Genomic DNA, 12884 nt, shown 5'->3' on the forward strand with positions numbered 1-12884 from the left:
AGGCGGTGTCGGGGCAGGTGGTCGCGGCGTACGAGACGGTGGGCGCCGCCAAAGCGGCGAGCTCCGCCGAGGGCCTTGCGCGCGTGGAGGCGCAGGGCGACTCCTGCGGCCATGAGGCGGCGAGCGGGCCAGCCTTCGAGGTGATCTACCTCCTGGAGGCCGACGACGAACGGGTCGAGCGCCTGAAGACCCGCCTCGACGGGCTCGGCGACTCCCTGGTCGTGGTCGGCGGCGACGGGCTTTGGAACGTCCATGTGCATGTCGATGACGCGGGCGCGGCGGTCGAGGCCGGAGTGGAGGCCGGGCGGCCGTACCGGATCCGCATCACGCACTTCGGGGCCGAGGACGCGCACAGCGCCGGCTTCGTACCGCCTGTGCGCGAGAAGGCACAGCGCGCGATCGTGGCTGTCGTACCGGGCGAGGGCCTCGCCGGTCTGTACGCCGAGGCCGGCGCGACCACCGTGCTCGCGCGCCCGGGGGAGCCGCCCGCGAGCGGGGAGCTGGTGGAGGCGATCCGGCGCGCGCACGCGCGTGAGGTGGTGCTGCTGCCCAATGACGCGGATCTGCGGCACACGGCGGCGGCGGCCGCGGAACAGGCACGTACGGAAGGCGTACGGGTTGCTCTGATCCCGACCCGCTCGGCGGTCCAGGGCATCGCGGCGCTCGCCGTGCACGAACCCGAGCGGCGCTTCGACGAGGACGTGGTCGCGATGACGGCCGCCGCCGGCGCCACCCGCTACGGCGAACTGGCCGTGGCGGAACGCCAGTCGTGGACCATGGCCGGCATCTGCCAGGCCGGGGACATGCTCGGTCTGATCGACGGGGACGTGGCCGTGATCGGCGCGGACCTCACCGTCACCGCCCGCTCGGTCCTCGACCGGATGCTGTCCGCGGGCGGCGAGATGGTGACCCTGGTGGTCGGCGACGAGGTGCCCGAGGACGTGGCCGCGACGCTCGAGGAGCATGTCCGCGAGGCGTATCTGGCCGTGGACACGGTGGTGTACCGCGGCGGGCGGAAGGCCGCGTTGCTGCTGATCGGGGTCGAGTAGGTCCGCCCGTCCGGCGCCGGACGGGAGTTGTCCACAGGCCGCGCGCGTACGGCACCGCGGCCGGAGTTGTCCACAGGTCGCCCCGCCTGTCAGTCCCGTGGTGTGCAATGGACCGCGTGCCCGTGCTCGAAGAACCGCTGAAGAAACTGCTCGGCCCCGCCACCGCGAAGGTGATGGCCGAGCATCTCGACCTGCACACCGTCGGTGATCTGCTGCACCACTATCCGCGGCGGTACGCGGAGCGCGGTGAGCTCACCGCGCTCGCCGACCTGCCGCTCGACGAGCATGTGACGGTCGTCGCGCAGGTCGCCACCGCTCGCATCCTCAAGTTCAACAACGGCCGCGGACAGCGCCTCGAAGTGACCATCACCGACGGCAGCGGCCAGCTCCAGCTGGTGTTCTTCGGCCGCGGCATCCACAAGCCGCACAAGGATCTGCTGCCCGGCACCCGCGCGATGTTCGCGGGCAAGGTCTCGGCCTTCAACCGCAAGCTCCAACTGGCTCACCCCGCATACGAGTTGCTGCGCGGCGACAGCACGGAGGCGGTGGACTCCTGGGCCGGAGCCCTGATTCCGATCTATCCGGCCACGGCGAAGCTGGAGTCCTGGAAGATCGCCAAGGCCGTGGACGCGGTCCTCCCGAGCGCTCAGGAGGCCGTGGACCCGCTGCCCCGCTCGCTGCGCGACGGCCGCGGACTCGTCACGCTCCCCGAGGCCCTGCTCAAGATCCACCGGCCGCACGGCAAGAGCGATGTCGACGAGGCGAAGGACCGCCTCAAATGGGACGAGGCCTTCGTCCTCCAGGTCGCGCTGGCCCGCCGGCGGTACGCGGAGACCCAGCTCCCCGCCGTCGCTCGCAAGCCGCAGCCGGACGGGCTGCTCGACGCCTTCGACGCGAAGCTCCCGTTCACGCTGACCGAGGGACAGCAGAAGGTCACCAAGGAGATCTTCGACGACCTGGCCACCGAGCACCCGATGCACCGGCTGCTCCAGGGCGAGGTCGGCTCGGGCAAGACCATGGTGGCGCTGCGCGCGATGCTCGCCGTCGTCGACGCGGGCGGGCAGGCCGCGATGCTCGCGCCCACCGAAGTGCTCGCCCAGCAGCACCACCGCTCGGTGACGGAAATGATGGGCGAGCTGGCCGAAGGCGGGATGCTCGGCGGTACGGAGCACGCCACCAAGGTGGTGCTGCTCACCGGCTCCATGGGGGCGGCCGCGCGCCGTCAGGCCCTGCTCGACCTGGTCACCGGCGAGGCGGGGATCGTGATCGGCACGCATGCGCTGATCGAGGACAAGGTGCAGTTCCACGACCTCGGCCTTGTCGTGGTCGACGAGCAGCACCGCTTCGGTGTGGAGCAGCGCGACGCGCTGCGCTCCAAGGGCAAGCAGCCGCCGCACCTCCTGGTGATGACCGCGACACCCATTCCGCGCACGGTCGCGATGACCGTCTTCGGCGACCTGGAGACCTCGGTCCTCGACCAGCTGCCGGCGGGGCGTTCGCCGATCGCCAGCCATGTGGTCCCGGCCGCCGACAAGCCCCACTTCCTCGCGCGCGCCTGGGACCGGGTGCGCGAGGAGGTCGAGAACGGGCATCAGGCGTACGTGGTCTGCCCGCGTATCGGCGACGATCTGGACGACAAAGCGGCCGCCAAGAAGAAGTCCGCCGAGGACGAGGCGGAGAAGCGCCCGCCGCTCGCCGTCGTCGAGGTCGCCGAACAGCTCACCGCAGGTCCGCTAGCGGGCCTGCGCGTGGAGATCCTGCACGGCCGGATGGCACCGGACGACAAGGACGCCGTGATGCGCCGGTTCGCCGCCGGCGACGTCGATGTCCTGGTGGCCACGACGGTGATCGAGGTGGGGGTGAACGTGCCGAACGCCACCGCCATGGTGATCATGGACGCCGACCGCTTCGGCGTCTCCCAGCTCCACCAGCTGCGCGGCCGCGTCGGCCGTGGCTCGGCGCCCGGCCTGTGCCTCCTGGTCACGGAGATGCCCGAGGCCAGTCCGGCCCGCGGCCGCCTGAGCGCGGTCGCCTCGACCCTCGACGGTTTCGAACTCTCCCGTATCGACCTGGAACAGCGCCGCGAGGGCGACGTCCTCGGCCAGGCCCAGTCGGGCGTCCGCTCCTCGCTGCGGGTCCTCACGGTGATCGACGACGAGGAGGTCATCGCGGAGGCCAGGGAGGAGGCGGTCACGCTGGTCTCCAAGGACCCGGACCTCGTCCACTACCCGGAGCTGCGCACGGCCCTGGACGCGCTGGTGGACAAGGAGCGGGAGCAGTACCTCGAGAAGGGGTGACGGGGTCCGGGGGCGGAGCCCCCGGTGGGGGCGAGGGGCGAAGCCCCAAAGAGCGCAGGGGGCGAAGCCCCCGCCCGCAGCGGGAGCACACCCGCTGAGCTGCCCCACCGCAGGCGCCATATCGTGGACGCAACAGCCGCCGAGCCCAGAAGGACCCACATGACCCGCGTGATCGCCGGCAGCGCCCGCGGGCGCAGGATGGCCGTGCCGCCGGGCAACGGCACCCGCCCCACGTCCGACCGCGCCCGCGAGGGCCTCTTCTCGACGTGGCAGTCGCTCCTGGGCGGTTCGCTCGACGGCGAGCGCGTGCTCGATCTGTACGGGGGCTCCGGCGCCGTGGGCCTGGAGGCGCTGTCCCGTGGCGCGGAGCACGCCCTGCTCGTCGAGGCGGACCCCAAGGCCGTCCGTACGATCCGCGAGAACGTGAAGTCGCTCGGTCTGCCCGGCGCCGAGGTCAGGGCGGGCAAGGCGGAGCAGATCGTCGCAGGAGCGGCCCCTTCGGACCCGTACGACATCGTCTTTCTCGACCCGCCGTACGCCGTCACGGACGACGATCTTCGCGAGATCCTGCTCACACTCGCCGCCCAGGGCTGGCTCGCGGACGATGCGCTCGTCACCGTGGAGCGCAGCACCAGAGGCGGCGAATTCGGCTGGCCGGACGGCTTCGTGGGCCTCAGGTCCCGGCGCTACGGCGAGGGCACGTTTTGGTACGGTCGCGCCGCCTCGACCAGCGAGGGCTCCTCCACCAGCGAGGACTCCTCCACAAGCGAGGCCGTATCCACTACCGAAGACCTGCACTCATGACCGCCCGGTCCGGACCGGAGAGCGAGGGACACCAGTTGCGCCGCGCCGTCTGTCCGGGGTCGTTCGACCCCATCACCAACGGACATCTCGACATCATCGCCCGCGCCTCCAAGCTGTACGACGTGGTGCATGTGGCCGTGATGATCAACAAGTCCAAGCAGGGCCTGTTCACCGTCGACGAGCGGATCGAGCTGATCCGCCAGGTCACCGCCGAGTTCGGCAATGTCGAGGTGGAGGCCTTCCACGGTCTGCTCGTCGACTTCTGCAAGCAGCGCGACATCCCGGCCATCGTGAAGGGCCTGCGCGCGGTCAGCGATTTCGACTACGAGCTGCAGATGGCCCAGATGAACAACGGCCTCTCGGGCGTGGAGACCCTCTTCGTCCCCACCAACCCCACCTACAGCTTCCTGTCCTCCTCGCTCGTCAAGGAGGTCGCCACCTGGGGCGGCGATGTGGCCCACCTCGTACCGCCGATCGTTCACGAGGCTCTGCGCGACCGCCTCACCAAGGGCGACTGACCTCCGCAGAAGCTGACGGTGCGTCACTTGGTGTCGCGGGCGCACCCCGTGGCCGTACAGTCGTGCCGTCCGTCTCCCAACAAGTTCTAGAGAGTGGCGAGCCACGGTGGACGTGCAGAAGAAGCTGGACGAGATCGTCGAGGCGGTCGAGGGCGCCAGATCGATGCCCATGTCGGCCTCGTGCGTGGTCAACCGCGCCGACCTGCTCGCGCTCCTGGAAGAGGTGCGCGGCGCCCTGCCCGGTTCGCTCGCCCACGCCGAGCAGGTCATCGGCGGCAGCGAGCAGCTGGTCGAGCAGGCCCGGCAGGAGGCCGAGCGGATCGTGCAGTCGGCGCAGGCCGAGCGCGGTTCGCTGATCTCGGACACCGCGATTGCCCGGCAGTCCCAGGAGGAGGCCGAGCGGATCGTCGCCGCGGCCCGCCAGGAGGCCGAGGAGATCAAGGCGGAGGCCGACGAGTACGTCGACTCCAAGCTCGCCAACTTCGAGGTCGTCCTCACCAAGACCCTCGGCTCGGTCGGCCGCGGCCGCGAGAAGCTCCTCGGTACGGGCATGGGCCTGGACGCGCAGGGCTACGAGGACCCGGACTTCACCGAGGCCCCCGAGCGCAGCCACGACCCCGAGACCCAGCGCCAGCGGGCGGACGAGTACGTGGACGGCAAGCTCGGCGCCTTCGAGGCGGTCCTGGCCAAGACCCTGGAGGCGGTCGGCCGCGGCCGGCAGAAGCTCCAGGGCCGGATCGCCAGCGACGACCTCGGCCGGCTCGACGCCCTGCCGCAGCAGCAGACGTCGGACGCGGACTTCCTCGCGGACATCGCCGAGCCCAAGGCCGAGCCCGAGCCCGACCGCCGGGCCGAGGCTCCCCAGCAGCAGCCGGCCTTCCCGCAGCAGGACGCGTACCAGCAGCAGCCCGATCCGTACGCGTACCAGCAGCAGCCGCACCAGCAGCCGGACCCGTACGCCTATCAACAGCAGAGCTACGACCACAACGGCTACCCGACCGGCGGCCAGGCCGACCCGTACGGCTACCAGCAACAGGATCCGTATGCCTATCAGCAGCAGGGCTACGACCAGAGCGCCGGCTACGGAGAGAACGGCGGCTACCCGGCGGCGGACGACCAGCAGGCCGCGGCGGCGCTCGACGAGACCAGCCTGTTCGACACCAGCATGATCAGCATCGATCAGCTGCGTCAGTACGAGCAGGGGCGCGGCGGCCAGGGCTGAAGCGGCCCGCTTCCGGACCGCGTGAAGCCCCGTAAACAGGGGCCTCAGGGACCGGATTGGGCCGAGAGCGAAAGGTCCAGTATCCTGGCTCTTCGGTCGCGCATACGCCCGCGATCACGGCTGCCCGCTCGAAGCGTCGGCAGCCGCCTTCTCGACTTCCATGATTTCGAAAGCAGGAAAAGCCCTGAACGGCCGCCTCGACCATCGCAACCCTCTCGTGTTCGACACACACGAGCTGGGGCGGCGTCCTGGTGCCATGCAGCGCGTTTCCCGCACCGTGGAGGCACCCGCCAAGGACGAGATCCTCGGCATCCAGGGTGTCATCGGAGTGCCCGCGGGCGCCCCGGTGGAGCTCGCGCTCCGTCTCGAATCGGTCATGGAAGGGGTGCTTGTCACAGGCACCGCCCGTGCACGGGCCGAGGGGGAGTGCGTAAGGTGTCTGGAGCCGGTCGAGCAGCAGCTCGACACGGACTTCCAGGAGATGTTCTCGTACCCCGACGCCGACGACCGGGGCCGCAAGCATGCGGAACCGGGCGACGACGCCGAGGAGGACGAGGAGATCATCCCCCTCGAGGACGGACTCTTCGACCTCGAACCCGTGCTGCGTGATGCGGTGGTGCTCGCACTGCCGATGCAGCCGGTGTGCCGGGAGGACTGTGCAGGTCTTTGTTCCGAGTGCGGAATGAACCTGAACGACAATCCGGGCCATCACCATGACGTCGCCGACATCCGTTGGGCGGCATTGCAGGGACTCGCCGGTTCGCTCCAGAGCGGCGAGAAGGACGAGATGAGCGGCGCCGAAGCTGAAGCGGGCGTCGACGAGAAGCAGGAGAAGTAGCCGTGGCTGTTCCGAAGCGGAAGATGTCGCGCAGCAACACGCGCCACCGCCGGTCGCAGTGGAAGGCTGCGGTCCCCACCCTGGTTTCGTGTGAGCGTTGCCAGGAGCCCAAGCTGCAGCACATTGCGTGCCCGTCTTGCGGCACTTACAACAAGCGCCAGGTCCTCGAGGTCTGAGCGGCTGGTGAGAGGCACGATGTCTGAACCGTCGAACAAAAAGCAGACGGAGAACACGGCCTCGTCCCACACGCTTCTGGAAGGGCGGCTCGGCTACAAGGTCGAGTCCGCCCTTCTGGTGCGTGCTCTGACCCACCGTTCGTACGCATACGAGAACGGCGGTCTGCCGACCAACGAGCGTCTGGAGTTCCTCGGGGACTCCGTGCTCGGCCTGGTCGTCACGGACACGCTGTATCGCACCCACCCCGACCTGCCCGAAGGCCAGCTGGCCAAGTTGCGGGCCGCGGTGGTCAATTCGCGTGCGCTGGCGGAGGTGGGCCGTGGGCTCGAACTCGGCTCCTTCATCCGGCTCGGCCGGGGTGAAGAGGGCACGGGCGGCCGGGACAAGGCGTCCATTCTTGCCGACACCCTTGAAGCGGTGATCGGCGCGGTCTATCTCGATCAGGGTCTGGACACGGCTTCCGAGCTGGTCCACAGGCTTTTCGACCCGTTGATCGAGAAGTCCTCGTCCCTCGGTGCCGGCCTGGACTGGAAGACCAGTCTCCAGGAGCTCACCGCGACCGAAGGGCTCGGCGTACCCGAGTACCTGGTCTCGGAGACCGGCCCCGACCATGAGAAGACCTTCACAGCTGCCGCCCGCGTCGGAGGCGTCTCGTACGGCACCGGCACCGGCCGCAGCAAGAAGGAAGCGGAGCAGCAGGCCGCCGAGTCCGCGTGGCGTGCGATCCGCGCCGCCGCGGATGAGCGGGCCAAGGCCGCGGCTGAGGCTCCGGCCTCCGCCGAGGCCGATGCCGCCACCGCGTGAGCATTGCTTGAACGACGGCTCGTCCCCCGTTTCGGGTGACGGGCCGTCGGCTTTTTCTGCCATACGTTGCGACAGTCGACGCTTCCGGCATGCGTGCCGTATACCGGGGGCCTGCGCCCACCCGTGCCGCCCTGCGGCACGACTGCCCGCAGGGGCTGGGGGAGGAGTGAGTTGTGCCTGAGCTGCCTGAGGTGGAGGTCGTACGCCGAGGACTCGAGCGGTGGGTCAGCGGACGAGTGGTCACGGCGGTGGACGTGCTGCATCCGCGAGCCGTTCGCCGGCACTCCGCCGGTGGGCCCGATTTTGCCGCCCGTCTGAAGGGGCATCGCATCGGGCTCGCCCAGCGGCGGGGCAAGTACCTGTGGCTGCCGCTCGCGGACGCCTCGTACTCGGTGCTCGCGCACCTCGGGATGAGCGGGCAGCTCCTGGTCCAGCCGCAGGACGCCTCCGACGAGAAGCACCTCCGTATCCGGATCGCCTTCGACGATGACCAGGGCACCGAGCTGCGCTTCGTCGACCAGCGCACTTTCGGCGGGCTGTCGCTGCACGAGAACACCGCCGAAGGGCTGCCGGACGTCATCGCGCATATCGCCCGCGACCCGCTCGACCCCGCCTTCGACGACGCGGCCTTCCACGAGGCGCTGCGCCGCAAGCGCACCACCATCAAACGCGCGCTGCTCGACCAGTCCCTGATCAGCGGTGTCGGCAACATCTACGCCGACGAGGCGCTGTGGCGCGCGAAGCTCCACTACGAGCGCCCGACCGCGACCTTCACGCGCCCCCGCACCGCCGAACTCCTCGGCCATGTCCGGGACGTGATGAACGCGGCGCTCGCCGTCGGCGGCACCAGCTTCGACAGCCTCTACGTGAATGTGAACGGGGAGTCCGGCTATTTCGAGCGCTCCCTGGACGCGTACGGCAGAGAGGACGAGCCCTGCCGCCGGTGCGCGACACCGATGCGCCGGCGCCCGTGGATGAACCGCTCCAGCTACTTCTGCCCGAGGTGCCAGCGGCCGCCTCGCCCGTGACCTGCGGCTCAGGGTGCCGGTGGACCTCGGTGGTGCCACTGTGGAAGAAGGGCGAGCTGCTTCGCGCGTCCCATTGACGCCTGGCTCTGCCTCACAAGGAGGCCGACATGGCCCGCGACGCAGTTCCACCCGGAACGGGTGAGGGGAATCCACGGCCGTGGCACGCGGCCGCGTCGGGTACGACCGTCCTCGCAGCAACACTGATGATCATCGGTGGTGCGATGGCGGCCCTCGAAGGAAGCGCCGCCCTCGCGGACGACGACCTGTTCCTCGTGACCCGCCACTACGTGTTCGAGTTCAGCCTGGCGGGCTGGGGCTGGGTGCACCTTGTCCTGGGCATCGCGATGGTCGTCGCCGGGTGCGCGCTGTTCGGCGGGGCGCTGTGGGCACGCTTCTTCGGAGTCTTCGTGGCAGGGCTCAGCGCCATTGCCAACTTCCTGTGGGTGCCGTACTACCCGCTGTGGGCCCTGACGCTGGTCGCCGTCAACCTCTTCGTCGTCTGGGCTCTGTGCACGGGTATGCACAAAGAGGCCCACGCCGAATAGCTGACGTCCGGTTCAGGACCTGAGGTCCTGCGGTCGGTTCAGAACCTGAGGTCCTGCGGTCGGTTCAGAACCCGAAGTCCTGCGTCCACCAAGGGCCGCCCGAGCCGAAGTGGGCGCCGACGCCGAGGGTCTTGTACTCGCAGTTGAGGATGTTGGCGCGGTGGCCCGGGCTCTTCATCCAGGAGTCCATGACCGACTGGGCGTTGGCCTGGCCGCGGGCTATGTTCTCGCCGCCGAGGTTCGCTATGCCGACCGCGTCCGCACGGTCCCAGGGGGTGTCGCCGTCGGGGTCGGTGTGGTCGAAGAAGCCGCGGGAAGCCATGTCGGCGCTGAAGTCCGAGGCGAGCTCGGCCAGTTCGGCGTCGGCCTCGACCGGCTGGCAGCCGGCCTGTGCGCGCTCCTGGTTGACCAGGGTGAGGACCTGGGCCTCGGCGCCGGACTGCGTGTCCGGGGTGCTCGGGGCCGCGGGCTTCTCGGGCGCCTGGGTCTTCTCCTGGGCCGGCTTCTCCGGCTTGCCGCCGGAGTCCTTCTCGGACGAGCCGGAGTCCTCGGTCGTACGCGAGGGAGTCGGTGTCGGCTTCTCGGCGGACTTCGACGGGGTGGCCGAGGGCGAAGTGCGCTCGTCGTCCCGGCTGGCCTCGCTCGCCTGGCGCTCCGGCGTCTTCGAGGTGCCGCCCTGCGACTGGACGTCGCTCGGCACATCGGCGGCCTGCACCTTGTCCGGGGCGTCGTTGCCGAACCGGTAGTTCTCCGTGCCGGGCAGCACGCCCGAGGCGACGGCCACGGCGCCCAGGGCGACGGCCGCGGAGACACCGAGCAGACCCGTGCGTACGGGCTTCGCGGCGGCGCGCTTCCTGCGACGGTGCGATCCGCCGTTGCCAGTCGTCGCCCTGAGCTGCTGCTGCTCATCGGCGGCGACGCGTCGGTGGCGTCCCATCTCCCGGCCTTCCCTGCTGTGACTCAGTCTTGCGGTCAACGTGACTCACCCGAACGGGTGAGGCTCATCTTTCGCGACTGTACGCGATGACAGATGGGGGCGAAGTGCTCGATGAGGAATTGGCCGGTTAGCTTTCCCACATGAATGAGGAAGTACGCATGGTCGCCTGGGTGCGCGGGCGAGTTCAGGGAGTGGGTTTTCGCTGGTTCACCAGGGCGAAAGCGCTGGAGATCGGCGGCCTGGTGGGATTCGCGCTCAATTTGGGCGACGGTCGTGTGCAGGTCGTGGCGGAGGGACCCCGGGCCGGGTGCGAGCAGCTCCTGGACTGGCTGCAGAACGGCGACACACCCGGGAGGGTCGACGGAGTGACCGAGATCTGGGACACACCGCGGGGGATCTACGAGACGTTCTTGATCCGCTGAGGGTCCGGCGTTCCGACCTGGAGGTGGGCCTTCAGCAGATGCCACTGGCAACTGTGCGGGGCAGGAATGACCTGGTGGTTGCCAAGAACTGCATGTCGTGCAAGGCTGCGCGATAACGAAGATCTCCACGCCCCAGGGCCCCGATGGAGAGCACCGCCAGGAGGTTCGAGGCGCTGTGCCCCCGGGTTTGCCCGCCAATACGGGGTGTGATCGTGTTGACCGTCAAACATTTTGGTGAGACGCTGGAAGCCCCGCGCACCCTAGCTGTTTGGCATGTGAGAACGGCAGCACGACAAGCAGTGCCAGCCAGCCGCGGGTGCGATTCCCTCACGACCCACACCGCTTCGGTCGGTCACTCAGTGTGGAGGACCATCCATCATGGCAAAGGCGCTTCTCGGTTACGTCGGCGGTTCCGACCCGCGACTTCTCGCCGAGATGCGACGGCTGCAGCAGCGCGTCCAGGACCTGGAATCCGAGCTCGTACGGATCCAGGCCGAGAATGACGCGCTGACGTCTACGGCTGTCGCTTCGCACAGCGAGCTTCTCGACGTACCCCAGGCGGAGCCTGCGCTCACCTGATCTTCTTCGTCTGCTGCGAGACAGAGATCAGGCTGCCCATGTCAGCCGCTTGAACAAGAAATGCAAGGGACGCTTCGGCGTCCCTTTTTTCTTTTCGTACGGAATGTCGCCGGGCGCCGTAGTGCCTTCACGTCTGATGTGCCCTGCATCTTCGCAGGCGAAACCGCAAGTTCATCGAGGGAACGCTGCGCCGCAGCCGGACTTGCCCCCTGCCCCACGGCCCTCGCCCGGTAAAGTCCGTCGGCGTGCACCTCAAGGCCATGACCCTGCGCGGGTTCAAATCCTTCGCCTCGGCGACGACGCTCAAGTTCGAGCCGGGGATCACGTGTGTCGTGGGACCGAACGGCTCCGGCAAGTCCAATGTGGTGGACGCGCTGAGCTGGGTCATGGGCGAACAAGGGGCCAAGTCCCTGCGCGGCGGCAAGATGGAGGACGTCATCTTCGCCGGCACCACCGGGCGCCCGCCGCTCGGCCGGGCCGAGGTATCGCTGACCATCGACAACTCCGACGGGGCGCTGCCCATCGAATACGCCGAGGTCACTATCACGCGGATCATGTTCCGCAACGGCGGCAGCGAATACCAGATCAATGGCGATACCTGCCGATTGCTGGATATCCAGGAGCTGTTGTCCGACTCCGGTATCGGCCGCGAGATGCATGTCATCGTCGGCCAGGGGCAGCTCGACTCCGTACTGCACGCCGATCCGATGGGGCGGCGGGCTTTCATCGAGGAGGCCGCCGGTGTCCTCAAGCACCGCAAGCGCAAGGAGAAGGCGCTGCGGAAGCTGGACGCGATGCAGGCCAACCTGGCGCGCGTGCAGGACCTCACCGATGAGCTGCGCCGCCAGCTGAAGCCGCTCGGCCGGCAGGCCGCCGTAGCCCGCCGTGCCGCCGTCATCCAGGCCGATCTGCGCGACGCCCGGCTGCGGCTGCTCGCCGACGATCTCGTACGGCTGAAGGAAGCCCTCAGGACGGAGATCGCGGACGAGGCCGAGCTGAAGCGGCGCAAGGAGTCCGCCGAGGCGGATCTCAAGGCGGCGCTCGCGCGTGAGGCCGATCTGGAGGACGAGGTACGGCGGCTGACGCCGCGGCTGCAGCGGGCGCAGCAGACCTGGTACGAGCTGTCGCAGCTGGCCGAGCGGGTGCGTGGCACGATCGGGCTCGCCGACGCCCGGGTGAAGAGCGCGACGTCGGCTCCCGTGGAGGAGCGGCGGGGGCGCGAGCCCGAGGACATGGAGCGGGAGGCCGCGCGGATCCGCGAGCAGGAGGCCGAGCTCGAGGCCGCCCTCGAGGCGGCGCAGCGCGCGCTCGACGACACCGTGGCGCACCGGGCCGAGCTCGAGCGGGAGCTGCAGGTCGAGGAGCGGCGCCTGAAGGACGTGGCGCGGGCCATCGCCGACCGGCGCGAGGGGCTCGCGCGGCTGACCGGGCAGGTCAACGCGGCCCGCAGCAGGGCGGCTTCGGCGCAGGCCGAGATCGACCGGCTCGCCCTTGCGCGGGACGAGGCCGATGAGCGGGCGGTCGCGGCCCAGGAGGAGTACGAGCAGCTCAAGGCCGAGGTCGACGGGCTCGACGCCGATGACTCCGAGCTCGGCGAGCAGCACGACGCCGCCAAGCGGGCCCTTGCCGATGCGGAGGCCGCGCTGACCGCGGCCCGTGAGGCG

13 protein-coding genes and 1 pseudogene are annotated in these 12884 nt (G+C 69.5%); 13 read left to right on the plus strand and 1 reads right to left on the minus strand.

The features are described 5' to 3' along the window. From ABT367_RS37475 to ABT367_RS37520, 10 genes and pseudogenes are all read left to right on the plus strand, one after another. Window positions 1-1049: pseudogene (locus ABT367_RS37475) on the plus strand (DAK2 domain-containing protein); the annotation flags it as partial. Between the two features lie 107 nt (window positions 1050-1156). Beyond that, on the plus strand, window positions 1157-3346 hold the full coding sequence (gene recG / locus ABT367_RS37480) for an ATP-dependent DNA helicase RecG (protein ID WP_352257943.1): 2190 nt from the start codon (window positions 1157-1159) through the stop codon (window positions 3344-3346). 159 nt (window positions 3347-3505) lie between these two features. Further along, entirely contained in the window at window positions 3506-4150 is a 645-nt protein-coding gene (gene rsmD / locus ABT367_RS37485; protein WP_352257945.1) for a 16S rRNA (guanine(966)-N(2))-methyltransferase RsmD, read from the plus strand. A gap of 35 nt (window positions 4151-4185) precedes the next feature. After that, complete coding sequence (gene coaD, locus ABT367_RS37490) at window positions 4186-4668, plus strand: pantetheine-phosphate adenylyltransferase (RefSeq protein WP_352257964.1); 483 nt, start codon at window positions 4186-4188, stop codon at window positions 4666-4668. Window positions 4669-4774: 106 nt separating this feature from the next. Continuing rightward, window positions 4775-5890 (plus strand): cell division initiation protein, encoded by a 1116-nt coding sequence (locus tag ABT367_RS37495; RefSeq protein WP_352257947.1) that lies wholly within the window; start codon window positions 4775-4777, stop codon window positions 5888-5890. Window positions 5891-6050: 160 nt separating this feature from the next. After that, on the plus strand, window positions 6051-6728 hold the full coding sequence (locus ABT367_RS37500; RefSeq protein ID WP_352257949.1) for a YceD family protein: 678 nt from the start codon (window positions 6051-6053) through the stop codon (window positions 6726-6728). Window positions 6729-6730: 2 nt separating this feature from the next. Beyond that, window positions 6731-6904, plus strand: a complete 174-nt coding sequence (gene rpmF, locus ABT367_RS37505; RefSeq protein ID WP_003965982.1) for a 50S ribosomal protein L32 — start codon at window positions 6731-6733, stop codon at window positions 6902-6904. Between the two features lie 19 nt (window positions 6905-6923). Beyond that, window positions 6924-7709 (plus strand): ribonuclease III, encoded by a 786-nt coding sequence (gene rnc, locus ABT367_RS37510; RefSeq protein WP_352257951.1) that lies wholly within the window; start codon window positions 6924-6926, stop codon window positions 7707-7709. A gap of 173 nt (window positions 7710-7882) precedes the next feature. Beyond that, window positions 7883-8737 carry a bifunctional DNA-formamidopyrimidine glycosylase/DNA-(apurinic or apyrimidinic site) lyase gene (gene mutM, locus ABT367_RS37515; protein WP_352257953.1) on the plus strand — a complete coding sequence of 285 codons (855 nt, stop codon included), beginning with the start codon at window positions 7883-7885 and terminating at the stop codon, window positions 8735-8737. Window positions 8738-8844: 107 nt separating this feature from the next. Then, on the plus strand, window positions 8845-9282 hold the full coding sequence (locus ABT367_RS37520) for a DUF7144 family membrane protein (protein WP_352257955.1): 438 nt from the start codon (window positions 8845-8847) through the stop codon (window positions 9280-9282). Between the two features lie 64 nt (window positions 9283-9346). Here ABT367_RS37520 and ABT367_RS37525 read toward each other — a convergent pair whose 3' ends face one another. Next, complete coding sequence (locus ABT367_RS37525) at window positions 9347-10219, minus strand: CAP domain-containing protein (RefSeq protein WP_352257957.1); 873 nt, start codon at window positions 10217-10219, stop codon at window positions 9347-9349. Window positions 10220-10359: 140 nt separating this feature from the next. Here ABT367_RS37525 and ABT367_RS37530 point away from each other — a divergent pair, with 140 nt between their 5' ends. The 3 genes from ABT367_RS37530 to ABT367_RS37540 all read left to right on the plus strand — a co-directional run. Further along, window positions 10360-10641, plus strand: coding sequence for an acylphosphatase (locus tag ABT367_RS37530; RefSeq protein WP_352257959.1), 282 nt, complete (start codon window positions 10360-10362; stop codon window positions 10639-10641). Between the two features lie 378 nt (window positions 10642-11019). Continuing rightward, complete coding sequence (locus tag ABT367_RS37535) at window positions 11020-11220, plus strand: hypothetical protein (protein ID WP_352257961.1); 201 nt, start codon at window positions 11020-11022, stop codon at window positions 11218-11220. A gap of 245 nt (window positions 11221-11465) precedes the next feature. Then, on the plus strand, window positions 11466-12884 hold a 1419-nt coding region (locus ABT367_RS37540), incomplete at its 3' end, for a chromosome segregation SMC family protein (protein ID WP_352257962.1).

The organism is Streptomyces mesophilus (assembly GCF_040300965.1).
GTDB lineage: Bacteria > Actinomycetota > Actinomycetes > Streptomycetales > Streptomycetaceae > Streptomyces > Streptomyces mesophilus_A.